Origin of the sequence: Nocardia nova NBRC 15556 (assembly GCF_001613005.1) — a bacterium.
Classification (GTDB): Bacteria; Actinomycetota; Actinomycetes; order Mycobacteriales; family Mycobacteriaceae; genus Nocardia; species Nocardia nova.
Genome location: NZ_BDBN01000022.1, coordinates 85,788 through 108,032, shown reverse-complemented (window position 1 = coordinate 108,032; position 22,245 = coordinate 85,788). Strand labels below are relative to the sequence as shown.

The following is a 22,245-nucleotide window of genomic DNA, read 5'->3' as shown; positions in this document are numbered from 1 at the left end:
GGCCTACACCTGCTCGTCCAGCACCGCCAGGACCGCCGAGGTGTCGTGATAGTACGGCCGGAACTCGGTGATGAGGCCGTCTCGAAAGCTGATCCATTGCAGCAGTGAGGTTTCGAGTTCGCGTCCGGTGCGGCGCGCCCGCAAGCGCCCCCGGCTGTAGACGACGACTCGGTCGCCGTCGCTGAGGAACTGCTGGTCGTCGAACCATAGTCCGTCCCAGCTGTCGCCCATTGCGGCGATGAACTGCCGGAAGCCGTCGTGTCCGCGCCATTCGCCCCCGTAGGGCAGGCTCGATGCCTGGTACATGACGACATCGGATGCCAGATGCCGAGCCATCTCCCCGAACTCGGCCCCTCCGTGAGATAGGCCGCTTCGGCCGCGTAGAACGCTCGCAAGGTGGTCATCACATCCGCCGTCATGCCCACGATCTTGGTGTTCGCGGCCTTGCCGTGCTGGCGAGAATTCGACGTCGTGATGGGCGATCAATCGTCGTAATGTCCGCCCACACCGATGATGACGATCTCGGTCTCGGTCACGTAGTAGATCAAGCGATGTTCCCGGGTTATTCGCCTCGACCAGTTTCCGGCGAGCTGGTGTTTGAGTGGCTCGGGTTTTCCGATACCTCGGAAAGGGTCGGCGAGGACTGCGGTGATCAGTTTGTTCGCCGCCCGCAAAACCGTTCGATCCCGAGTGAGCCACGACGAGTAGGTTTCCCAGCCGTAGGATGTGAAGACCAGCTTCCGGTCAGGCATCCGGGTCCAGCAACTCTCGCGCTTCGATCTCGCCTCGTTGCGCTTCGCGCGCCGACTCCAGCAAGCGAACCCCGCCGTGGGTCGCGAGTACGTAGAGCGTCTCCTGAATGGAATTCCAATCCGATTCCGCGACCAGAACCGCGTTTTCGCCGCTCTTCGTCACGACGGTGACCGTGTCGTGGTCGTCGTTGACCTGCTGTACCAGAGAAAACAGCTGTTGGCGCACGGTGGAGATCGGTAATGCGGTCATGGCGGCCCCTTCGTCTATCTTGTACAAGATATCGTACAAGACGACGCGGTGGGTGACGCAACGATCGCCGGCGAGCGGGTCCTCGCGGTGTCGGGCAGGCCGGCGCTGGTCCATACCTGTTCGACCAAGTCGCCGGGCGGCGTCTCGCCGGTCGCGAGCCGGGTGAGCAGGTCGATGCCGACCGCCCGGACGAGCGGTGCGGCGAACGGATCGTCGATGAGCTCCGGATCCGCGCGCGTCGCAATCGCCCGGGCCGCCGCAGCCATGGTGGCGGTCGAACCGACGCCCGTCGCCGGATCCCAGGTGTCTCCGTCGTGCCTGGAAGTCATGGTCTCCCTTGTCTGCACCGTAGCTCGCTGTCACCGGTACGGATGTGAGCTATTGCGTTGTCGGGGAACGATTCCCGTGGTCACGCCACGATACGCCCGCCGATCGTCCGAGCCGCTGAGATTCTCGAACGCTCATACGGAGATGACCCGGCGCCCGCGAGTGTGGCCGGCCCGGCTGTCGATGTGTGCCGCGGCCGCCTCGGCGAGCGAGTACGACTTTTCCACCGGGATATGAAGCTTCCCGCGCGCGATGAGATCGGCGGCCTCGCCGAGCGCATCCGGCATACTTCCCGCTACGCCGGAGAATCGGACGCCGAACTCGGGTGCGCCGAGGTCGGCGATGGTGATCACCCGCCGTGGGTCCCCGGTCAGTTCGACGAGTTCGCGGAGGACGCCCGAACCGGCCAGATCGAGGGCCGCGTCGATACGCCCGAGTCGGCGCACGCGCTCGACCCAGCCCTCGCCGTAGGTGGTGGCGACGGCGCCGAGGCTGCGGAGATAGTCCTGGTTGGCCGCCCCGGCCGTGCCGATGACCGTGATGCCGCGCTCGCGGGCGATCTGGAGCACGGCCGATCCGACGCCGCCGGATGCGCCGCTGACCAGCAGGGTCTGCCCGGGCCGCACGCCCGCCTGGTCGATGACGCGCAGTGCCGTCTCGACCACCGAGGGGTAGCCGGCCGCTTCGTCGAAAGGCAGCCCGTCGGGCATGTTGGCCCAGGCGGTCAGCACCGCGAACTCGGCGTAGGTGCTCGAACCTTCGCCGAAGACATGGTCGCCGATCGCGAAACCCGTTACGCCCTCGCCAATTTCGTCCACCACGCCGGCCGCGTCCTGTCCCACTCCGGCGGGCAACTCGAGCGGATGGGCCTGCTGGAACTGGCCTTCGCGAATCCGCCAGTCGACGGGGTTCACGCCTGCCGCGCGCACGGCGATGCGGATCTGCCCGGGACCCGCGTGGAGCTCTTCAGCATCGACGAGTCGCAGGACTTCCGGACCGCCGAACTCGGCGAAGCTCACCCTCTTCATACGGCGACGATAACACTAACCGTTAGTGTTTTGTAGTCGTTAGTTTTTCATAGTTGATAGCATCCAGAGGTGACTGCGCCGACCGGACGTCGTGAGCGGAAGAAGGCCGCGACCCGCCAGAAGATCGCCGATACCGCGTTGCGGCTCTTCCTCGAGCGGGGGTACGACGCGGTGGGCATCCGGGATGTCGCGGCGGAAGCCGATGTGGCCGTGACCACGCTCTTTTCCCACTTCCCCTCGAAGGAAGCGCTGGTATTCGAGCGCGACGACGACTTCGAACAGCGCCTTACGCGGGCGGTGGCCGAGCGGGCGGCGGATGAGCCGCTCGTGCCCGCGCTGCGTCGCGAGATCCTCGCGCTGGTGCGACATTGCACGGCAGCGGGCGCCGACCCGATCTGGCGCATGATCGACGAATCGCCGGCCCTGCGGCAGTACGAGGAATCGATGCGGCTGCGGCACGCCGAGTCGCTGGCCACGGCCATCGCCGCGGACCCCGAACCGGCCCGCACGCCGACGGCCTGCCGGACGATCGCGAGATTCGTGATCGACGCCTACTCTCTGGCCCGCGAGTCGGCCGATCCGGATGCCGCGGTGTACGAGATCTTCGCGATGATCGAGGGAGCGTGGGCGGTCGCGCCCGGGGCCGATTCCGCTGCGGGATAAGCGATTACGTGCCGTCGCGGAATCGGCTCCGGTGGGTTCAGCCGGCGACCGAACGGAAGAATTCGCGAATATCGGTGACAAGCTCCGCCGGCGCCTGGAGCGAAGCGAAGTGGCCGCCCACGGGGTATTCCTTCCAGCGCACGACCGTGTTGGCCGCCTCCGCCAGGCCCCGCACGGCCCGATCGCCCCGGAAGTTCGCGACCCCGGTGGGCACGCCCGAGGGCTCGGGTTTACTGCCCCACGACGCCCCGGACTCCCGGTAGATGCGGGCCGCGGAGCCGGCGGTGCCGGTGAGCCAGTAGGTCGAGACGTCGGTCAGGATCATGTCGCGGTCGATCGGCGATTGATCGGTGGCAGTCGGATCCCAATCGACGAACCATTCGAGATTCCAGGCGAGCTGGCCCACGGGTGAGTCGTTGAGGGCGTAGGCGATGGTCTGGGGCCGCAAGGCCATCTGGGTCGCGTAGCCGTTGTGTCCGTACCACCACATCTGGTTCGCGATCGCCTTCGCGCGATCCGCCTCCGACAGGTCGGCGAGTTCGCGGCCGGAGCCGCTCGCGGTCGCGGCGTCGGCCAGCGCGTTCACATGCACACCGATCACCTTGTCCGGTGCGACCCGCCCCAGGGCCGGGGAGATGAGACTGCCGTAGTCGCCGCCCTGGGCGCCGTAGTGTTCGTAGCCGAGTCGTGCCATCAGCGTTGCCCAGGCGCGCGCGACTCGCGGTACGTCCCAACCGGTTTCGCGGGTGGGTCCGGAGAATCCGAATCCCGGTACCGACGGCGCCACCACGTGAAATGCGTCGGACGGATCCCCGCCGTATGCGCGTGGATCGGTCAGCGGTCCGAGGATGTCGAGGAAGTCGGCGGGCGTGCTGGGCCAGCCGTGCGTGACGATCAGCGGCGTCGCGTCGGGCTCGGGGGAGCGAACATGCATGAAATGCACTGTCTGGCGGTCGATTTCGGTGACGAACTGCGGGACCTTGTTCAACCTCGCCTCGTGTTCGCGCCAGTCGTAGCCGGTGCGCCAGTACTCGGCCAGATCGATCAGGTAGTCGCGATCCACGCCGTAGGACCAGCCGACACCGGGCAGGGCATCGGTCCAACGGGTGCGGGCGAGCCGGAAATTCAGTTCGTCCAAGTCTTCCTGCGGGATATCGATGCGGAACGGGGTGATCGTCGTATCGGTCATGAGAAGAGCATCCGTCCCGTATAGGACGGAAACGGTCCTACACATGCGCGATGATCGATTCATGCCCGAGACCACGCCGGCGCGGCTGTTGCGGCTGCTGTCGCTGTTGCAGACACATCGAGACTGGACCGGAACGGAGCTGGCCGAACGACTCGACGTCACCACCCGCACCATCCGTCGCGACGTGGATCGGCTGCGCGAGTTGGGATATCCGGTGCACGGCGTGCTGGGACCGGTCGGCGGATACCGACTCGGCGCGGGTGCGTCACTGCCGCCGCTGCTCCTCGACGACGACGAGGCGGTCGCCGTCACGATCGGACTGCAGACCAACACCACCGGCACTGTCGCCGGCATCGAGGAGACCTCGCTGCGCGCGCTCACCAAGATGGAACAGGTACTTCCGGCCCGGTTGCGCCACCGCGTCGACACACTGCGTGGCGCGGTGGTCGCGATGCCGCCTCGCTACGACCCCGGTCCCGCCGTCGACGCCGGTCAGCTCACCGCCATATCCGCCGCCATCCGCGCCGCCGAGACGCTGCGCTTCGACTATCGCAGCCACACCGGCGACGACTCCCGGCGCAGCGTCGAGCCGCACCGCATCGCGCATTGGAGCCATCGGTGGTATCTCGTCGGCTGGGACCGCGACCGGGCCGACTGGCGTACCTTCCGCGTCGACCGCATGTCGCTGCGGACGCCCAACGGCCCGCGCTTCGCGCACCGGCCGTCGCCCGACGGCGATGTGGTGGCCTACCTGCGCCGCACCATGGGCTTCGCGATGTGGCCGTACCGGTCGGTCATGCGCGTCCATGTCCCGGCCGAGCGGCTCGCCGGCCGCATCGAAGGTCTGGTCACCCCCATCGACGAGCACACCTGCCGACTCGAAATGGGTTCGGACTCCTACGCTTTGGTGGCCCTGGTGGTCGGCATGCTCGATGTGGAATTCGAGGTCGAATCTCCCCCCGAACTGGCGGAACACCTGAGGGCGCTCGCGAGCCGATTCACCCGAGCGGCAGGTGGATAGAGGCCGCGATACTCGCACCGTTCAGCCGGAGAGAACGGGCCGGGCAGGGCGAGTGGCTCCCTGCCCGGCCTCGCTCGATCAAGGACGCTCAGGACGACCCGGTGCCGGCGCCGAGTTGGCCGCCTGCGCCGAGGTTGATGCCGAGCAAGCTGAGAAAGAGGTTGAATGCGGTGGACAGGTCCATAGGACTTCTCCTGTCGTTGTCGATACATGATTTCTTTCCGACACGATTTTCAGTTGTATGGCGTTTATCGGGCCGGTTCCGCGACCTGTTAGCAGCGTTTCGTGAAAATGATTCGGATCACATCAAATGAGTTGCAGATCGCTGGAGCGGGTAATTAGGTCATGCGTCCAATATTCGAGTTCGCCGCTATGACGACGCTGTCACGTCGGTGCATAAATGACGTATCTGACCAGCTAGCAGCGGTTTTTATTGGATAAAATTCGTATTTTCGAATTCGCGGAGGCTACTCATGTCCGAAGGTTTGGATCTTCCACTGCAGGCAGCTTGGCATACCCAACGAATCGAGGGTGAAACCCAGAGAGTTCGCTCTTTTCCGACCGATAATTTCTACGCGAGGCCGGGCGTCGGGGAGCAGTACGAACACCGCTTCGTCCGCGGTCCGGAGGGCACCGTCGTCGGCTCGGCCGAGGACATCGGCTGACGGCGGACACACCACCGGAAGACGTCGGATTCACCCCGAACGGTGGAGCAACCACCGGTTGTGAACAGCGATACTGGCCGAGGAGCGCCGTTGTCATTGATCACCGTTTCGAGGAAAGTGAGGATGATTCCCGATGTCCACTCATCAGGCTGTGCACATCCGATCCGCCGGTGACGCGTTGAAAGTGGTGGAGGTCGACACCACCGCGCCGCCCCGCGACCATGTGCGGATCCGGGTCTCGGCGTGTGGTGTCTGCGGCACGGATCGGGCGTTCGCCGGTGGCGGATTTCCCGGCATGTCCTGGCCGCTCACCCTGGGACACGAGATCGCGGGCACCATCGCCGAACTCGGCGACGGTGTGGACAACTACGCGCTCGGCGACCGCGTCGCGGTGGGCTGGTTCGGCGGGCACTGCGGCGAGTGCATTCCCTGCCGGCAGGGAGATTTCATTCATTGCGTGAATCTGCGGGTTCCCAGTTGGCACTACCCCGGCGGATATGCCGAGTCGGTGACGGTCCCGGCCAACGCGCCGGCCCGCATCCCCGACGAGTTGTCGTTCAGCGAGGCAGCGCCGATGGGGTGTGCCGGCGTCACCACCTTCCACGCCCTGCGTGAGAGCAGGGCACGGCCCGGCGACCGCGTCGCGATCCTCGGCATCGGCGGACTCGGACACCTGGGCGTTCAATTCGCGCGTGCGATGGGCTTCGAAACGATCGCGATAGCGCGCGGTGCGGGCAAGGCCGAGGACGCCCGCGCGCTGGGCGCCCACCACTACATCGACTCGACCGCGGTCGAGGTCGGCGAGGCATTGCGGGAACTCGGGGGCGCGGCGGTCGTCCTCGCGACGGCGGGCAATTCCGCCGCCATGGCCGATACGGTCGGCGGGCTGCAGCCGCGCGGTGAACTGATCACCATCGGCGTCACGGCCGATCCGCTGCCCATCAGCCCGATGCAGCTGATCGTCCCCGGCCTGCGCGTCATCGGCCATCCGTCCGGCACCGCGCGCGATGTCGAGGAAACGATGGAGTTCGCGGTGCGATCGGGTGTCCGCGCGCGCATTCAGGAACTACCGCTCGAGCAGGCGGCGCAGGCCTACGCCGATATGGAGCAGGGCCGCGCCCGCTACCGCATGGTCCTCACGATGTAATGCGGTGACCAGCGCAAACTCCATATCAGCGATCGTGTCAGGCCGACGTCAGGGGCGTATCAGCCGGCCACCGCACAGTTGTCCCCATGAACAGCACAGCAATTGCCGCCTCCGGGTTGCGGAAGGCGTACGGGGACAAGACGATCCTCGACGGGATCGACCTGACCATCGAGGCCGGGACGATCTTCTCGCTGCTCGGCCCCAACGGGGCCGGGAAGACGACGACCGTGAACGTGTTGACCACGTTGGCGAAGGCCGACGGGGGAACGGCTCGGATCGCGGGACACGACCTGGCCACCGAGGGCAAGGCCGTGCGGGCGGCGATCGGGGTGACCGGGCAGTTCGCGGCGGTCGACGATCTGCTGACGGGAGAGGAGAACCTGCGGCTGATGGCGGGGCTGCATCGTCTGCGCGGGGATGCCGGCAAGCGGGTGGTGGCCGAACTGCTGGAGCGGTTCGATCTGGTGGAGTCCGCGGGTAAGCGGGCGGCGACCTACTCCGGCGGTATGCGCCGGAAGCTGGATCTGGCGATGACGTTGGTCACCAAACCGCAGATCGTGTTCCTCGACGAGCCGACGACCGGCCTGGATCCGCGCAGCCGGCGCACCATGTGGGACATCGTGCGGGAGTTGACATCCGAGGGTGTGACGATCTTCCTCACCACCCAGTATCTCGAGGAAGCCGATCAGCTGGCCGACCGGATCGCGGTACTCGACCAGGGCCGCCTCGTCGCCGAAGGCACCCCCGACGACCTCAAGCGCCTGGTGCCCGGCAGCCACATCCAGCTCCGGTTCGCACAACCCGAGGAACTGGACGCGGCGGCGCACAGCCTGCCCGGCGCCACCCGCGACGACAGCGCACTGACCCTGCGCGTGCCCGGCAACGGCGGCACGAAATCGCTGCGCCACCTGCTGGATCGGCTCGCCGAATCCTCGGTCGAGGCCGAGGAGGTCACCGTCCACACCCCCGATCTCGACGACGTTTTCCTTTCCCTGACCGGTCACGCGACCACGGAGGTTTCCCCGCGATGAGTACGATCACCCTGCCCGCACCCCTGTCCGATGCGTCGATGATGTTGGGCCGCAACTTCACCCACATCGCCCGCACTCCCGTCACCATCTTCAACGCGGCACTGATGCCGGTCGTGATGATGCTGATCTTCGTCTACGTCTTCGGCAATGCCTTCGATGTCGGCGGCCACTACATCGATTACGCCACACCGGGTTTGATCCTGCTGGCCATCAGCTACGGACTGTCCGGCACCGCGGTGTCGGTGAGCTCCGACATGGCGAAGGGCATCATCAACCGGTTCAAGGTCATGGACGTCTCCCGCAGCGCGATCCTGATCGGTCACGTGGCGGCGACCATGCTGACCAACCTGGTGGCCATCGCGGCCGTCATCGGTGTGGCCTTCGCGCTGGGCTTCCGCGCGCCGGCGAGTGCGACGGACTGGCTGGCCGCCATCGGCATCATGGTCGCGACCTCGTTCGCGGCGTCGTGGCTCACCGTCGCGCTGGGAATGGCCGCGAAGACGCCGGAATCCGCCGGTATGAGCGTGGTGCCGCTGATCATGCTGCCCTTCGTGAGCAGCGCGATCGTGCCGGCCGACAAGATGGGCCAGGGCATCCGGCAGTTCGCGCAGTACCAGCCGTTCACGCCGATCATCGAATCACTGCGCGGATTTCTCGAAGGACACCCGTCCGGCGGCTACACCGCCGCCGCGCTCGCCTGGTGCGCCGGATTCGCCGTGGTCGGATTCTTCTGGTCGCGTGCCACGTTCAACAAGCGAGCGTAGCCGCCGCCAATTCCTCCCAATTCGCTTGTGTCCCTTCCGTCGTCGCCTCGGTGAACCGCTGGTCATCGAGGCGACGTCGTGCTGTCTGCTCGATCCGCTCCACATCCGGCTGGGATCGGTCGACCAGTCCGCGAACCGCGGCACTGGCCGCCAGCAACCGGACCGCCTGTTCGTCCTGTCCGGCCCGCGACGCCAGATCCGCGATTCCCACCAGCATCAAGGCGGTGAGCGGTGCGTAGCCGGCGCCGGTCGCGGCTCGCAGCGCGGCGGCGTGCAGTGGGCGTGCGACATCCAAATCTGTTGCGAGACAACCAAGTTGATGGTTCGTCAAGGCGTCGACGTAGTTCCGGTCGGTGTCGCCGCCCTGCATGGATGTCGCGATCTCGATCTGCCGGCGGGCTTGTTCCGTATCGCCTTGCCAGCGGGCCAGTTCTGCCTTGGTGAAGGCGAATTCGGCCAGAGCGTTCGGCCAGGCGGACCGGTCCGCGTACCGCTGCGCCTCGGTCATGGCGTCGGCGCTCGCCTCCGCATCGCCCAACAGCCAATACAATTGAGCCTGGCGCGCGCGGATCAGGAAGACGTCCTCGATGGCGCCGACCTCGGTGACGACCGCGATGGCCTCGTCGAGATGTGCGCAGGCGGTGGCGAATTCGCCGCGCATGGCGATCCTGTTCGCCAGCTCGGTCAGGGCGAACGACATTCCCCAGCGCTCGCCGAGCGCGCGGAATTCGGCCAGTGCCGTCTCGAGATGCTCGTCCGCCTCCCGGCCGGGGAAGCCGAGGGCGATCCGCGCCTTACCCACCTGTAACCGGGACAGCGCACGCACCCACGGATCGTCGTGGGTGAGCAACGGTTCGAAGGCGGTCAGGAACTCGTCTCCGCCGCGCAACATGCGTTGCAGGGCGCCGATGAATGCCAGAAGCGGATAGTCGGATTCGCTGTTCCGGCCGAGGTGGTAGGCCTTGTGGACCCATTCGGCGACCTGGTGCTCGTCGTTCGGGCCGGAACTCATGAAATGCACGATCAGGCCGTAGACCCTGGCCCGGAATTCGTCGTCGCCGGTCTCCGCCGCGGCGCCGGCACTGCGTGGTGAATCTTCGCTGCCGCCTTCGTGCCCGCCGATTCGCGCGGTTGTATCGGTGGCACTCTCGAGGGCACTGCGTGGTGATGCTTCGCTGCCGCCTTCGTGCCCGCCGATTCGTGCCGCGGCGGTGATCAGTTCCATCCCCTCGGCTTTGTGCCCGCCGAGCCACCAGTACCAGCCGGCGGCCGCCGCGAGCCGCAGCGCGCCCGCCGTGTCGTCGTCGGCGAGCGCGCCGCGCAGGGCGGCCGCGATATTGTCGTGTTCGGCCTCGAGCCTGGCGAGCCACTCCAGCTGCTCGGCGCGGCGCAGATGCGGCTCCGCGGTGTCGGCGAGGGTCGTGAAGTACGAAAGATGGTGCCGGCGAACGCGTTCCGATTCGCCGGCCGCGACCAGGCGGTCGTATGCGTACTGTCTGATCGTTTCGAGCATCCGGTAGCGGGGTTCGCTGTCGGCCGTGTTGAGCAGCAGCGACTTCTCGGTCAGTGCCGTCAGCAAGTCGAGCACCTCCCACTGCTCGACTTCCCCCGGTGCGTCTGAGATGGCGCAGATCTGCTCGGCCGCTTCGAGACTCGCACCGCCCGCGAAGACCGCCAGCCTGCGCAGCACCGTCCGCTCCGCGTCGGTGAGCAGTTCCCAGCTCCAATCGACCACCGCGCGCAACGTACGGTGCTGCGGGATGGCGGTGCGGCTGCCGCCGGTGAGCAGGCGGAACCGATCGTCGAGGCGGTCGGCGAGCTGGTCCAGGGACATGGTGCGCAGCCGGGCCGCGGCGAGCTCGATGGCCAGCGGTATGCCGTCGAGGGCACGGCAGACGCGCGCGATGGTCGACAGGGTGGCGGGATTCGTCATATCCAGATCGGTCCGGACCGCGCCGGCCCGGTCGCGCAGCAACTGCACGGCGGGGGAGGATTCGATCTCGGCCGGTCCGGCGTCCTCGTCCGGCAGCGCCAGCGGCGCCACCTGCCACAGCGCCTCGCCCGTGATGCCGAGCGGTTCACGGCTCGTGGCGAGAATCCGCAGGCCCCGGCATTCTCCGAGCACCCGGTGGGCGAAGGCCGCCGCGGCGTCGATCACGTGCTCACAATTGTCCAGGATCAGCAGCGTCTCGCGGTCGCGGATCGCCGCGACGAGCCGGTCGACCGGTTCCGCATCCGGTGCGCCGCCGAGCAGTGCGTCGCGCAGCCCGAATGCGGCCAGCGCCGACTGCGCCACGTCACCGCCGGCGCCGACGGACGCCAATTCCACCAGCCAGGCCCCGTCCGGCAGATCGTCGAGCAGGGTGCGTGCGGTTTCCAGCGCCAGCCTGGTCTTCCCCGAGCCGCCCGGACCGGTCAAGGTGGTGAGCCGGTGGTTCGCGATGAGTTCGCGCACGGCGGCGATGTCGGTGTATGTGCCGACGTAGCTGGTCAATTCGGCCCGCAGGTTGGTCTTGCGTTCGCTGTCTCGCGGTCCCGCTTCGCCGCGCAGCAGGGCCACGTGTAGATCGGACAGTTCCGGTGCGGGATCCACACCCAGGGTGTCGGCGAGTGCTTCGCGGGCCCGCTGGTAGACGAGCAGGGCCTCGGCGCCGCGGCCCGCCGCGGCCAGGGCCCGCATCAACGCGGCGACCAGTCGTTCCCGGACCGGATGCCGGGCCACCAACTCCGTGAGTTCGGCGACCAGTTCCGGTCCGCGCCCGAGGCGAATCTCCGCTTCGTACAGGTCTTCCAGCGCTGCCAGCTGCAGCCCCTCGAAGCGGGTGACCACCGCCTCGACCGCCGCACTGTCGCGCATATCGATGTCCTGCATCGGCGCCCCGCGCCACAGCACGAGGGCCTCGCGCAGCAGGTGCGTCTGCCGGACGACGTCGCCGCCACGCGCCTGATCGAGGAGCCGTTCGAACCGCAACGCGTCGACCGCGTTCGGATCCACCGCCAGCCGGTAGCCGCCCGCCTGCCCGTCGAGCGAACCGTCCGGCAGCACCCGGCGCAGCCGGGAAACCAACGCCTGCAACGCATTTGCCGCGTCGGCGGGCGGTTGCTCACCCCAGATCCAGTCGACCAGCGTCGCTTTGGGGACCGCGCGGCCGGGTTCGAGTGCGAGGGCGATCAACAGCGCCCGCAACCGGGCGCCCGGTACCTCGATCACTGCACCGTCATCTGCCCGGATGTCGAGCGTTCCAAGCATCCCGATTCGCACCCGGATCATTCTGCCGTGGTCGGCCGGCCGGTGTGAGATCGCCCGGTCCACGGCTGACAAGAACACCGGAGAAACCGGAATCGACCTGGGTGACCAGCGGAAACAGTATGTCAGCGGGCATGTCAGCCCGGCATCAGCCCGATATCAGCCGGGTTGGCGACAGTAGTTCTCGTGAACAGCACAGCGATCCGCGCCGCGGACCGGTTCACCGGCCGGATCCCCCGATCCCGCCGCCCGATTCCCAGCAGAGCCCAGGAGAACACCATGCCTACCTTCCAGACCCCGGAACCGATCGCCGTCGCCGTCGAGGTGCTGTCCGGCACTGTCACTGTCATCGCCTCGGACCGCACCGACACCGTCGTCGCGGTCCGTCCCGCCGACGCGGCCAAGAAGGCCGACGTGCGCGCCGCCGAGCAGACGCGGGTCGATTTCGCCGACGGCGCCCTGACCGTCACGACGCCGAAGGACTGGCGAACCTACACTCCCTTCGGCGGCAACCCGTCGATCGAGGTGACCGTCGAGGTGCCGACCGGTTCCGCTTTCCGGGGCACCGCCGGTGTGGGCCGAATCCTCGGCGCCGGCGAACTCGGCGACTGCGTGCTGGAGGTGTCGGCCGGGGACATCGTCGTCGAGCGTCCGCTCGGTTCGGTGACAGCGAAGACCGCCCAGGGCAATATCCGGATCGGCGAGGCCACCCGCGGTGTGCTGCGGCTGGAGACCTCGGTGGGCGATCTGGAGGTCGGTATCCGTCCGGGTAGCGCGGCGCGGCTGGAGACCACGGTGGCGAGCGGCGCCGTGCACAACCAGCTCGGGCCGGTCGACGGCGCGCAGGACGACGAGCACACCGTGCGGGTGTATGCGCGCAGCGCCCTCGGCAACGTCGTCATCCAGCACGCGTCCGCCGCCTAGTTCCCCTCGATATCCGCCGATCCGTCTCCCGAGAGGAATACGCCATGACCCGAACGGTTCCCGTCCCGCACGGCCTGCCCATGGAACGCGATGCGGGCCCCTTCGATCCGCCCCGCGAGATCACCCGCTTGCGTGATGCTCACCCCGTCGGCCCGATGATCTTCCCCGACGGACACGAGGGCTGGCTGGTCACCGGATACGACGAGGTGCGCAGCCTGCTGGCCGACCCGCGCTTCAGCTCGCGCCAGGACATCGGCGTTCTGCATGTGCCGTACGAGATTCCGGGCATGCCGGTCGCCACCGAGCCGTCGCCGCAGATCCCCGGCGTCTTCATCGCAATGGATGCGCCGGACCATACCCGGTTGCGGCGCAAGCTCGTCGGCGCCTTCACCGTCAAACGGATGAAGCAGCTCGAAGACCACATCGTGGACGTCGTCGAGCGGCAACTGGAGGCGATGGCCCGGCTGACCCCGCCGGTCGACCTGGTGGCGGAGTTCGCGCTGCCGGTGCCCTCGCTGGTGATCTGCGAACTGCTCGGCGTTCCCTACGAGGACCGCGACACCTTTCAGGTCAACTCGGCCAAGTTCCTCGTCAAGGACCAGGCGCTCGAGGAGAAGATGGCGGCCTACGGCGCGCTGACGTCCTATCTGGCCGAACTGGTCGTCCGCAAGCGCGCCGAACCGGGTGAGGACATCCTGTCCGACCTGGCCCGCCACGACGACCTCACCGTCGAGGAGCTGACCGGCATCGCCTTCCTGCTCCTGCTGGCGGGGCACGAGACCACCGCAAATATGTTGGGGCTCGGCACATTCGCGCTGCTCGAGCATCCGGAGCAGGCGGCCGAACTGCGTGCGGATCCGGCGCTGGTTCCCGATGCGGTCGAGGAACTGATGCGCTATCTCTGCGTCGCCGACATCTTCTACCGCTACGCCACCGACGACATCGAACTGGGCGGTGAAACCATCGGCAAGGGCTCGACCGTCGTCGTCTCGCTGCTGGCCGCCAACCGCGACCCGCGCCGCTTCGACGACCCCGACACTCTCGACGTGCATCGCACGGCCCGCGGCCACCTGTCCTTCGGCCACGGCATGCACCTGTGCCTCGGTCAGCAACTGGCACGGATCGAAATGCGCGCCGGATTCGCCGGCCTGCTACGCCGCTTCCCGACCCTGGCCCTCGCCGTCCCGGCCGATGCGGTGAGGTTGCGGACCGATATGAATATCTATGGGGTGCACGAACTTCCGGTCACGTGGACGGATGTCGCGGAGTAGCCGGAGCGGTCGGGCGCGGCGGTTCAGGCGGCCGGGGTGATGTGCTCGGCCGATCCGCCGATCACAGCCGCATCGGGTCCGGCGAGGGTGCGGATGAAGGCCAGTTGCGCGGCCCGGCCTTCGGCGACGACGCGCTCGAACTGGCCCGGGATCAGCCGGGCCCGCGCCGACCGCGCGAGGTTGACGGGTATGCGCAGCACGGGATACCAGGGCAGGGTGCGACAGGGCAGGCCGAGTCGCTTCATGGCGGACGGGCCCAGATACATCATCGCGATCGACAGGTGCTGGGACCGGGCGATCCGCCGCCGCAGTCCCGGCAGCCGGTCGTAGTGCCAGCCGAGCGGTTCGTCACGCATCGGGATCGCGAGTTGGCGGGAGGTGTCGTCCGGGTTCGTGATGGCGGTCATCGTGTGGTAGAGAATGCGGACGCTGTCGCGAAAGTCGTTGGGCAGGAAGCGTTCCTCGACACCCATCACCCAGCCGACGTAGCGGGCCAGGTGGGCCATGGCCTCCGCGTCGCGGGGCGTGATGACGACGCCCATGCCGATGGCGCCGATCATCGGGGCGATCAGCGCGCCGACCAGTGTGGCGGCCATATCGGTCTGATTGATCGGCAGTCCCCACTCCTCGGCCCGCCAGTCCGGCATGGCGGCCACGTGGCGCCGCACCAGCGAGTGGATCAGCCGGACGTGCACGGTCGAGCGAAAACCGTTGCCGCCCGGCGCCATTCCGCCGGCCGCGGTGACATCCATCGCCCACTGCGTGGTCTCGGCGAATCGCTTGGCCGGGCCCTTTTCCAGGGCGCCGGTGCGCAGCAGGGTCTTGTTGAAACCGGAGGCCAGGTATCCGCCCAGGAACGACATGTCGCGGGCGACGTAGATCCCGTCGCGGCCGCCCAGGCAGGAGACGCGCTCCGCGTGGCGGATCTTTCGCCGATCCACCCACTCGGGTACCGCTTCGACGTATTCGAAGAATTCGCGCAGGGGCGCCGGGGCATCCGGTACCGCGGCGATGCCCTCCCGCAGGGCGCGGTCGAACAGCGGCCGGGTCGTGGCCATGCCCTCGCGATACATCCAGTCCACGAGCTCGTCCATCGGCCGGTCGCCGACGGTCAGTGCCTCGCCCAGTTCGCGAAATTCGGCCGGGCCCGGTGCGCCGAGCCCGAGCATCCGGGCGAGCGTGCCGAGACCGGGCCCGGGGACGGGCCGGGGTGAGCTCGGGTGCCGGAGCGGAACGGTCGGCGTCACGATGTCCTCCTCGTCGAAGATCTGGCAAGATCCTCTACCAGAAATCGACTTTTGGCAAGACCGCCTACCAAAAGCGGCGACCCGCAGTCCGCCGTGAGTCTCGGTCGATGTTCCTTTTGTACGCCGTCCGATTCCGGTGGATGATGCTGCTTACCATTCGTCGTCACCGGAGGTCATGGTGGAGATCGCGTACTGGATCGTCGGCGCGCTGCTGGCGGTCTTCTACCTCTACTCGGGCGGGATGAAGATGCTGCGGTCGAAGGACCGGCTGCGCCCGATGATGGGGTGGATCGACACCGTGCCGCTGGGCCTGGTGCGAGGCATCGGCGCGAGCGAGGTCCTCGGCGCGGCCGGGCTGATCCTGCCGCCGCTGACCGGGATCGCCGTGGTTCTCGCGCTCGTCGCCGCCATCGGATTGGCGCTGGTGCAGGTCGGTGCGATCGTGGTGCATCTGCGGCGCGGCGAGGTGAAGCTGATCGGCCTGAATGTGGTCCTGCTGGCGCTGGCCGTCGTCGCCGCGTGGTTGTCCACCGTGTGGTTGTGAGCAGGGTTCGAAACTCCAGGTGGGGAATCCTCGGCAATTCGGTATGGTGCCTCGAAATTACTTATAGCCCCACGTAGATTGCAGAAATCGGTCGCGGCTCGGAACTCGCGACCGAATGACAGCGAGCCTGTGGCAAATAAATCGCTCGTGCGGCCGAAAGGAACGGCGGATGGGCACCGTGATCGGGAGGACCCTGCCCTTGGCCGCCGCGATCGCGGTGAGTCCACTGCCGCTGATCGTGGCGGTCCTGATGCTGGTGTCGGGGCAGGCGCGGGCGAAGAGCAGTGGATACCTGCTCGGCCGGATCTGCGGGTTCGCGGTGCTCGTCACCGCGGTGGCCTGGCTGATCGGCGCGTCCGCGGCCCGGCATCTGCATCCCCATCACGCCTCGACCGCGACCTCGCTCATACGCCTCTTCGGCGGGATCGGGTTGCTCGGTGTCGCGGCGTGGTTCGGGTTCCAGCGCGGGCGCGGCGAGGCGAAGCCGCGGAAACTGTGGGACCGAGTCGACCGCGTGACTCCGGCGGGCGCCTTCGGGCTCGGTGTGGCGCTCGTCGTCGTCGACGTCAGCACCCTCGTCCCCGCCGTCATGGGCGGGCTCGACATCGCCGAGGCGCGGCTGCCGGCGCCGAGAGCGGTGGGCGCCGGTGCGATCTTCCTCGTGATCGCGCTGGCCTCGTGCATCGCGCCGGTCGTCGCGTACCTGGTCGCCGGCGAGCGGCTCGATCAACCCCTGGCCGCCACCAAAACCTGGCTGGTCGCCAACGACCGAACCGTGATGATGGTGCTGCTGCTGCTCGTGGGAACGATGCTGATCGGCCGAGCCATCGAAGCCCTGACCTCCGGATAGCCGCGGCGGTTCAGCGGTGGCGCACCGGTGATGTAGATCACTGTCGCGGGTTGTCATGCGACGGGCTCGACGGGCGTCTTGTGTGCGTCCACGCAACGAAGGGGGCTCGGCGACGGCGGCGGATTTCGTCTCGCCCGCCGCCGGTCCGCCTCCTCTGTCCGAAGGAAAAGTCATGCGTATCACCATCTTCGGGGCCAACGGCCCCACCGGCCGCCAGCTCACCGCGCAGTCGCTGGCCGCCGGACATCAGGTCGCGGCGGTGACGCGGCAGCCGGGCGAATTCCCGCTGCGCCATGAGCGGCTCGACGTGATCGGCGCCGATGTGCTCGACCCGGCCGCGGTCGACACCGCGGTGAAGGGGTGCGACGCGGTGCTGTCCGCGCTCGGGGTGCCGCCGAGCAAGGAACCGATCACCACGTATTCCGAGGGCGTGTCGAACATCGTGACGGCGATGCGGCGGCACGGGGTGAGCCGGATCGTGGTGGTGAGTTCGGCCGGCGTCGATCCGCGCCCCTACAGCGAGGGCGGCTTCCTCTTCAATCGGCTGCTGGTGCCGTATGTGACGCGGGTGGCGGGCAAGACGCTCTACGACGATATGCGGCGGATGGAAGCACTGCTGCGCGACAGCGATCGAGAGTGGACCGTGGTGCGTCCGAGCGGACTCTACGACCGCCCGGACGTCACCGATTACACGATGGTCGAGGACTACGCCGACGGGATCTTCACCGCCCGAAGCGATCTGGCCGCGAGCATGCTCGCCGCCGTGACCGAGGGCCGTTTCGTCCGCGCCGCGGCCGGTGTGATCACCACCGATTCCGGTAACCCCACCCTGCTGCGATGGATCCGGCAGCAGGCGAGCGGCGGCCACTGAACCACACCGGCACAAGGTATGGAAATTTCATTCTCGATGTTGGAGAATCCGATTAGCAAGTGAGCGATCGCTCGGCGCGGGTGGTCGGGAATCCGGCATCGGGCATCGGTGTGCCCGAGTGGCAATGAACGAGGTGCGTTATGGCTGGGCGGGTAGAGGGCAAGGTCGCCTTCATCACTGGTGCGGCACGTGGCCAGGGGCGAAGTCATGCGGTGCGGCTCGCGGAGGAGGGCGCCGACATCATCGCCGTCGACGTCTGTAAACCGGTGAGCGGTACCGATCTGATCCCGGCTTCGACCCCGGCCGATCTGGCCGAGACGGTGGAGCTGGTCAAGGGTCTCGGCCGGCGCATCGTCACCGCCGAGGTCGACGTCCGCGATTTCGACGCGTTGAAGGCCGCCGTGGACAACGGGGTCGAGCAGCTGGGCCGGCTCGACATCATCGTGGCGAACGCCGGGATCGGCAACGGGGGTGCGACCCTGGCCGAAACCAGTGAGCAGGACTGGAACACGATGATCGGCATCAATCTGGAAGGTGTCTGGAAGACCGTGAAAGCCGGTGTGCCGCATCTGATTTCCGGCGGCAACGGCGGCTCGATCATCCTCACCAGTTCGGTGGGCGGACTCAAGGCCTATCCGAACACCGGGCATTACGTCGCCGCCAAACACGGCGTGGTCGGCTTGATGCGGACCTTCGCGGTCGAGCTGGGCGCGAATTCGATCCGGGTCAATTCGGTCCATCCGACCAACGTGAACACCCCGATGTTCATGAACGAGGGAACGATGAAGATGTTCCGCCCGGATCTGGAGAATCCGGGCGTCGAGGATTTCGAACCGGTGGCGAAGTTCATGCACGTCCTGCCGGTCGGCTGGGTCGAGCCGGTGGATATCAGCAATGCGGTGCTGTTCCTCGCCTCGGACGAATCGCGCTACATCACCGGCCTGCCGGTGACCGTCGACGCGGGCAGCATGCTCAAGTAGGCGTGCCGGCGAGTACGGCCACACCCGTCCGGCCGCCGTCGACGTCCACGACGGTGCCGTGCACGAACGATGCCTCGTCGGAGGCCAGGAAGACCGCGGCCGTCGCGATGTCCTCGGCGGTTCCGGCCCTTCCGGCGGGTGTGCCGTGCATCATGGCGCCGGCGGCGGGGTCACGCTCCGGCGGCAGCACGACGCCGGGCGAAATGGCGTTGACGCGAACGCCTTTCGGGCCGAACTCCGCCGACCACGCCCGCGTGAGGGTTTCCACCGCTCCCTTCGTCGAGGCGTAGAGGGCGCCGACGGGCACGCTCAGCCGCGCCACCCACGAGCCGAGATTCACGATCACGCCGCCACCCGCCTCGACCATCGCCGGAGCCACCGCCTGGGTGAGGAAGAACGGCGCCTTGACGTTGACGGCGTAGACGCGGTCGAACATCTGCTCGTCGGCGGTCGTCGTGGTCGCCGGCGGAAAGATCCCGGCATTGTTGACCAGGATGTCGATGCGCCCACCGAGCGCTCGGGTGGCCGCATCCGCGAGCGCACGGGCGGAGGCCGCACTGCCGTCGAGGTCGGCGTGCACATAGTCGGCGCGGCCGCCGCCCGCGCGGATCTCGGCAACGACCGCGGCACCGCGCTCGTCGTCGCGGCCGGAGACGACGACATGCGCCCCCGCCGCGGCGTAGGCCACCGCGATGGCGCGTCCGATATTGCTGGTGGAACCCGTGATGAGGGCTGTTCGGCCCGAGAGTCGTGACATGAGACCGAAGCTACGAGCGATTTTTTGGACCAGCAAGTCCAAAGTTGCCCCGGGGTGACTTCGGCTAGGCCCCGCCGAAACCCCGGTACGGGCTCAGGGGGATCACGGTGAATTCGGAGACTCCGGCCGCGGCCATGGGCAGTTCCGCGACGATCGCGTTCGCCTGTTCGGCATCGGCCGCCTCGATCGTGAAGCAGGCACCGGCGATATCGCCGCGCAACCAGATCTGGCGGACGACGCCGTCGAGATAGAGCTTGCGGACGTGCTCGGTTTCGGCCGGTAGTACTTTCTCGAAATCCGCGTCGGTGAACGATTCGGTGCGGCGCCGGGAAAGAACCATGAATTGCACTGTGCCTCCTGGTGTTCATCGGTTCGGACGACCATTCTCTCGCCTCGGTGCCGCGGCATCCGGCGTCGTCGCTTCCCATCAGTTGGGCGAGAGAATGTGACGACTCTTCACTCACCGTTGACCGTCGATGCCCGGCTGCCTACAGTGATCGGAACCGGCTCGGTGCGGCTCGGCCCTCGGATCGAGGTCGCCGCGGGTCGAAACCCGCTGTCGCGCACGGAGGTTCGAATGAACGACGCTCGTCGGTTCGTGGTGATCGGCGGTGGTCTGGCCGGGCTGGCATCGGCCGTCTGGCTGGCCGAGGCCGGGAAGCGGGTGACGTTGCTGGAGCGCCGGGCCCGGCTCGGTGGCCGCACCCAGGCGATGACGGTCGCCGAGGTCGGCGATACGCCCGACAATGGTCAGCACGTGATCGCCAGCGGCTACCACCACCTCTTCCGGTATCTGGCGAGCATCGGCACCGAGAAATATCTGGAATTTCCCACCGGGGGAACGCTGCGCTGGCCGGGTGGACGCGCAACGGCGTTGCACACCAGAGGTATTCGAGCCTTCGGCACACTGCTGGGCGCACATCCGGATGCCGGGTTCGGCGAGCGGCTGGCCGCGGCGCGGGCGACGATGCGGTTGGGTATGCAGTGTCTGTTCCAGCCCGCGGATCTGGCCGACATCACCACCGAGCAGTGGTTCGAGCGTATCGGTATGCCCGCGAAAGCGCGTGAGGCGCTGTGGGATTGGCTGGCGCTGGGCATCGCCGCCGAGCCGGTGCAGCGGGAATGCGCGAAGGTCTTCGCCGATGTGCTGGCCACCGGCATCCGGCTGGGAGTGCGGGATCGGCGAGCGGTCACCATCGGCTATCCGACCGTCGACCTCGATACGCTCTACATCACCGGTGCGGAGGAGGTGTTCCGCCGCCACGGAGTCGAGGTCCGCTATCGCGCGGTGGCGGACCGGATCCGGATCGTGGACGGCGCGGTGACCGGTGTCGATCTGGTGGACGGCACCACGGTCCCGGCCGATGCCGTGATCTGTGCGGTACCCAATTCCCGGATCCACGGCCTGCTCGACGATCTCCCCGAACACGCCGAAATCTACGCCGCGGCAGACAAATTGGGTGCCACGCCGATCGTCAGCACCAATCTGTATCTGGACCGGCCGCTCGGCACCCGCAGTGCGATGGAGGCGATCATCGGCGGGACGGGAGTGATCGACGAGGTGTTCGACCGGCAGCGCATGCACGGCCGCGAACCGAACGGCACCTGGCTGTACTGCCTGACCACCAGCGGCGCCTACGAACAGATCCACAAGAGCAGCGACGACATCATCGACGAGCAGATGGACCTGCTGCGCCGCTACTACCCCGAGGCGGCCGATGCGCGGGTAGTGCACGGCCACGTGGTCAAGATGCCGAAGGCGACCTTCTCCCAGGCCCTCGGCACCGACGGCCTGCGACCCGATCAGCGCACCTCGGTGCCCACTCTCATGCTGGCCGGGGACTGGACCAGCACCGACTGGTCGGCCACCATGGAAAGCGCTGTTCAGAGCGCCTCCAAGGCGGTGGCGGCGCTGCTGCGACTGCCGCCGCTCTAGCGAGTTCGCGGCCCGCGAAGCGGCTCCAGGAACGCCCGGGCGAGCTCGAGGTGGTCGGGAGTCAAGCCGGTGTGGCGATCGACCGGGACGAGCAGGGTCGGGGCGACGGTGGCGGTGCGGCGCTCGGCCCAGCCCTGGTCGGCGTGCTGGAATTCGTCGTCGAACCAGCACAGCGGCCGGCGTCCGGCCCAGCGGTCGATGGTCGGAAGCTTGCCGTGGTGGCCCTCGCGATGCCGAATTCCGGTGTCCTCGAAGATGATCACCTCCAGCGGCGGCAGGCCGAGGACGGGACCGAGGACAGTATTCGCCGCATATTCCCACGCGGTCGCCCACACCAGTTCGGCATCGGTGATGTCGGCCAGTTCCAGCAGCCGCGAGCCGACGGCCGCGTCGAGCAGCACCTGCTGATCGATGGGCGGAATCGCGGGAATGATGCTGTGCTGCAACACATAAGACCGGTAGCCGTGCGGGGGTGGGTGCGTGGGCCGGGGGTAGGGATTGAGGGGGCCGTCGACATCGAGCAGGATCGCGGCCCGTGATGTTTCGGTCATGACGCCCCCCGTTCGCTCATCCCAGGCTACGACGGCACCTGCGGATGAGTCCGCCACTCGCGGCAACGGTTTCGTGTCGACCCGATAACCGGGGCGAACGCACCGAAAATCGCCTCGGGAACCGCCCCGGCGGGCCGTCTGCGACGCGCCGAGCGACACGCGAGCAATCCCGTTAAATTTACGCCAGACCTGCATTCTCGACGGCACACGTTCGGTTATCGTTCATCTCA

23 protein-coding genes and 1 pseudogene are annotated in these 22,245 nt (G+C 67.5%); 13 read left to right on the top strand and 11 right to left on the bottom strand.

Annotated elements, in window-relative coordinates; all coding sequences use genetic code 11:
- Positions 1-3: 3 nt before the first annotated feature.
- The 5 genes and pseudogenes from NN2_RS10005 to NN2_RS09985 all read right to left on the bottom strand — a co-directional run bounded on the left by NN2_RS10005 (position 4) and on the right by NN2_RS09985 (position 2,357).
- Positions 4-336, bottom strand: coding sequence for a nuclear transport factor 2 family protein (locus NN2_RS10005; protein ID WP_156511292.1), 333 nt, complete (start codon positions 334-336; stop codon positions 4-6).
- Positions 337-482: 146 nt separating this feature from the next.
- The gene (locus tag NN2_RS10000; protein ID WP_063012445.1) at positions 483-752 is read right to left on the bottom strand and encodes a Txe/YoeB family addiction module toxin; all 270 of its coding nucleotides are present in this window, start codon (positions 750-752) and stop codon (positions 483-485) included.
- On the bottom strand, positions 745-1,002 hold the full coding sequence (locus NN2_RS09995; protein ID WP_063012442.1) for a type II toxin-antitoxin system Phd/YefM family antitoxin: 258 nt from the start codon (positions 1,000-1,002) through the stop codon (positions 745-747). Before NN2_RS09995 ends, NN2_RS10000 begins: the two co-directional genes overlap by 8 nt.
- A gap of 74 nt (positions 1,003-1,076) precedes the next feature.
- Positions 1,077-1,331: pseudogene (locus tag NN2_RS39065) on the bottom strand (class I SAM-dependent methyltransferase); the annotation flags it as partial.
- 132 nt (positions 1,332-1,463) lie between these two features.
- Positions 1,464-2,357: an NADP-dependent oxidoreductase gene (locus NN2_RS09985; protein ID WP_063012438.1), complete on the bottom strand. Its 894-nt coding sequence runs from the start codon at positions 2,355-2,357 to the stop codon at positions 1,464-1,466.
- Between the two features lie 69 nt (positions 2,358-2,426).
- Here NN2_RS09985 and NN2_RS09980 point away from each other — a divergent pair, with 69 nt between their 5' ends.
- The gene (locus tag NN2_RS09980) at positions 2,427-3,020 is read left to right on the top strand and encodes a TetR/AcrR family transcriptional regulator (protein WP_063012436.1); all 594 of its coding nucleotides are present in this window, start codon (positions 2,427-2,429) and stop codon (positions 3,018-3,020) included.
- A gap of 37 nt (positions 3,021-3,057) precedes the next feature.
- On the opposite strand, the gene NN2_RS09975 is transcribed toward NN2_RS09980, so the two are convergent.
- Positions 3,058-4,209, bottom strand: coding sequence for an epoxide hydrolase family protein (locus NN2_RS09975; RefSeq protein WP_156511291.1), 1,152 nt, complete (start codon positions 4,207-4,209; stop codon positions 3,058-3,060).
- 61 nt (positions 4,210-4,270) lie between these two features.
- On the opposite strand from NN2_RS09975, the gene NN2_RS09970 reads away from it, so the two are divergent.
- From NN2_RS09970 to NN2_RS09950, 5 genes are all read left to right on the top strand, one after another.
- Positions 4,271-5,230 (top strand): helix-turn-helix transcriptional regulator, encoded by a 960-nt coding sequence (locus tag NN2_RS09970; protein ID WP_063012434.1) that lies wholly within the window; start codon positions 4,271-4,273, stop codon positions 5,228-5,230.
- A 473-nt stretch (positions 5,231-5,703) separates the two neighbouring features.
- A complete protein-coding gene (locus tag NN2_RS09965; protein ID WP_063012432.1) occupies positions 5,704-5,895 on the top strand; it encodes a hypothetical protein in 192 nt (63 codons plus the stop codon).
- A gap of 133 nt (positions 5,896-6,028) precedes the next feature.
- On the top strand, positions 6,029-7,042 hold the full coding sequence (locus NN2_RS09960) for an alcohol dehydrogenase catalytic domain-containing protein (protein ID WP_063012430.1): 1,014 nt from the start codon (positions 6,029-6,031) through the stop codon (positions 7,040-7,042).
- 86 nt (positions 7,043-7,128) lie between these two features.
- A complete protein-coding gene (locus tag NN2_RS09955; RefSeq protein WP_063012428.1) occupies positions 7,129-8,073 on the top strand; it encodes an ATP-binding cassette domain-containing protein in 945 nt (314 codons plus the stop codon).
- On the top strand, positions 8,070-8,837 hold the full coding sequence (locus NN2_RS09950) for an ABC transporter permease (RefSeq protein WP_063012426.1): 768 nt from the start codon (positions 8,070-8,072) through the stop codon (positions 8,835-8,837). The genes NN2_RS09955 and NN2_RS09950 overlap by 4 nt, the downstream gene beginning before the upstream one ends.
- Here NN2_RS09950 and NN2_RS09945 read toward each other — a convergent pair.
- Positions 8,821-12,048, bottom strand: a complete 3,228-nt coding sequence (locus NN2_RS09945; protein ID WP_501193549.1) for an ATP-binding protein — start codon at positions 12,046-12,048, stop codon at positions 8,821-8,823. The two genes, NN2_RS09950 and NN2_RS09945, sit on opposite strands and share 17 nt — an antisense overlap.
- Before the next feature lie 222 nt (positions 12,049-12,270).
- Between NN2_RS09945 and NN2_RS09940 the strand changes: the two genes are divergently transcribed.
- Both NN2_RS09940 and NN2_RS09935 read left to right on the top strand, forming a co-directional pair.
- The gene (locus tag NN2_RS09940) at positions 12,271-13,008 is read left to right on the top strand and encodes a DUF4097 family beta strand repeat-containing protein (protein ID WP_245658638.1); all 738 of its coding nucleotides are present in this window, start codon (positions 12,271-12,273) and stop codon (positions 13,006-13,008) included.
- Positions 13,009-13,052: 44 nt separating this feature from the next.
- A complete protein-coding gene (locus NN2_RS09935; protein ID WP_063012421.1) occupies positions 13,053-14,279 on the top strand; it encodes a cytochrome P450 in 1,227 nt (408 codons plus the stop codon).
- A gap of 23 nt (positions 14,280-14,302) precedes the next feature.
- On the opposite strand, the gene NN2_RS09930 is transcribed toward NN2_RS09935, so the two are convergent.
- Positions 14,303-15,526, bottom strand: coding sequence for an oxygenase MpaB family protein (locus NN2_RS09930; protein WP_063012419.1), 1,224 nt, complete (start codon positions 15,524-15,526; stop codon positions 14,303-14,305).
- 175 nt (positions 15,527-15,701) lie between these two features.
- On the opposite strand from NN2_RS09930, the gene NN2_RS09925 reads away from it, so the two are divergent.
- The 4 genes from NN2_RS09925 (at position 15,702) to NN2_RS09910 (ending at position 18,771) form a co-directional block, all read left to right on the top strand.
- A complete protein-coding gene (locus NN2_RS09925) occupies positions 15,702-16,070 on the top strand; it encodes a DoxX family protein (RefSeq protein ID WP_197521647.1) in 369 nt (122 codons plus the stop codon).
- 169 nt (positions 16,071-16,239) lie between these two features.
- On the top strand, positions 16,240-16,920 hold the full coding sequence (locus NN2_RS09920) for a GAP family protein (RefSeq protein ID WP_063012418.1): 681 nt from the start codon (positions 16,240-16,242) through the stop codon (positions 16,918-16,920).
- 172 nt (positions 16,921-17,092) lie between these two features.
- A complete protein-coding gene (locus tag NN2_RS09915) occupies positions 17,093-17,791 on the top strand; it encodes an NAD(P)-dependent oxidoreductase (protein WP_063012416.1) in 699 nt (232 codons plus the stop codon).
- 140 nt (positions 17,792-17,931) lie between these two features.
- A complete protein-coding gene (locus NN2_RS09910) occupies positions 17,932-18,771 on the top strand; it encodes a mycofactocin-coupled SDR family oxidoreductase (protein ID WP_063012414.1) in 840 nt (279 codons plus the stop codon).
- Here the strand turns inward: NN2_RS09910 and NN2_RS09905 are convergent.
- Entirely contained in the window at positions 18,764-19,528 is a 765-nt protein-coding gene (locus NN2_RS09905) for an SDR family NAD(P)-dependent oxidoreductase (RefSeq protein WP_063012412.1), read from the bottom strand. The two genes, NN2_RS09910 and NN2_RS09905, sit on opposite strands and share 8 nt — an antisense overlap.
- Positions 19,529-19,592: 64 nt before the next feature.
- A complete protein-coding gene (locus NN2_RS09900) occupies positions 19,593-19,868 on the bottom strand; it encodes a hypothetical protein (protein WP_197521648.1) in 276 nt (91 codons plus the stop codon).
- Between the two features lie 237 nt (positions 19,869-20,105).
- Between NN2_RS09900 and hpnE the strand changes: the two genes are divergently transcribed.
- Positions 20,106-21,464, top strand: a complete 1,359-nt coding sequence (gene hpnE / locus NN2_RS09895; protein ID WP_063012527.1) for a hydroxysqualene dehydroxylase HpnE — start codon at positions 20,106-20,108, stop codon at positions 21,462-21,464.
- On the opposite strand, the gene NN2_RS09890 is transcribed toward hpnE, so the two are convergent.
- Positions 21,461-22,015: an HAD domain-containing protein gene (locus NN2_RS09890; RefSeq protein WP_063012408.1), complete on the bottom strand. Its 555-nt coding sequence runs from the start codon at positions 22,013-22,015 to the stop codon at positions 21,461-21,463. The two genes, hpnE and NN2_RS09890, sit on opposite strands and share 4 nt — an antisense overlap.
- Between the last annotated feature and the right edge of the window lie 230 nt (positions 22,016-22,245).

Coding starts and splice junctions, on each gene's coding strand:
- NN2_RS09995 (WP_063012442.1), bottom strand. CDS start 1,002: ATGACCGCATTACCGATCTCCACCGTGCGCCAACAGCTGTTTTCTCTG.
- NN2_RS09920 (WP_063012418.1), top strand. CDS start 16,240: ATGGGCACCGTGATCGGGAGGACCCTGCCCTTGGCCGCCGCGATCGCG.
- NN2_RS09915 (WP_063012416.1), top strand. CDS start 17,093: ATGCGTATCACCATCTTCGGGGCCAACGGCCCCACCGGCCGCCAGCTC.
- NN2_RS09975 (WP_156511291.1), bottom strand. CDS start 4,209: ATGACCGATACGACGATCACCCCGTTCCGCATCGATATCCCGCAGGAA.
- NN2_RS09925 (WP_197521647.1), top strand. CDS start 15,702: ATGGTGGAGATCGCGTACTGGATCGTCGGCGCGCTGCTGGCGGTCTTC.
- NN2_RS09890 (WP_063012408.1), bottom strand. CDS start 22,015: ATGACCGAAACATCACGGGCCGCGATCCTGCTCGATGTCGACGGCCCC.
- NN2_RS09955 (WP_063012428.1), top strand. CDS start 7,129: ATGAACAGCACAGCAATTGCCGCCTCCGGGTTGCGGAAGGCGTACGGG.
- NN2_RS09970 (WP_063012434.1), top strand. CDS start 4,271: ATGCCCGAGACCACGCCGGCGCGGCTGTTGCGGCTGCTGTCGCTGTTG.
- hpnE (WP_063012527.1), top strand. CDS start 20,106: ATGAACGACGCTCGTCGGTTCGTGGTGATCGGCGGTGGTCTGGCCGGG.
- NN2_RS09965 (WP_063012432.1), top strand. CDS start 5,704: ATGTCCGAAGGTTTGGATCTTCCACTGCAGGCAGCTTGGCATACCCAA.
- NN2_RS09950 (WP_063012426.1), top strand. CDS start 8,070: ATGAGTACGATCACCCTGCCCGCACCCCTGTCCGATGCGTCGATGATG.
- NN2_RS09905 (WP_063012412.1), bottom strand. CDS start 19,528: ATGTCACGACTCTCGGGCCGAACAGCCCTCATCACGGGTTCCACCAGC.
- NN2_RS09910 (WP_063012414.1), top strand. CDS start 17,932: ATGGCTGGGCGGGTAGAGGGCAAGGTCGCCTTCATCACTGGTGCGGCA.
- NN2_RS09960 (WP_063012430.1), top strand. CDS start 6,029: ATGTCCACTCATCAGGCTGTGCACATCCGATCCGCCGGTGACGCGTTG.
- NN2_RS09935 (WP_063012421.1), top strand. CDS start 13,053: ATGACCCGAACGGTTCCCGTCCCGCACGGCCTGCCCATGGAACGCGAT.
- NN2_RS09985 (WP_063012438.1), bottom strand. CDS start 2,357: ATGAAGAGGGTGAGCTTCGCCGAGTTCGGCGGTCCGGAAGTCCTGCGA.
- NN2_RS10005 (WP_156511292.1), bottom strand. CDS start 336: ATGGCTCGGCATCTGGCATCCGATGTCGTCATGTACCAGGCATCGAGC.
- NN2_RS10000 (WP_063012445.1), bottom strand. CDS start 752: ATGCCTGACCGGAAGCTGGTCTTCACATCCTACGGCTGGGAAACCTAC.
- NN2_RS09900 (WP_197521648.1), bottom strand. CDS start 19,868: ATGGTTCTTTCCCGGCGCCGCACCGAATCGTTCACCGACGCGGATTTC.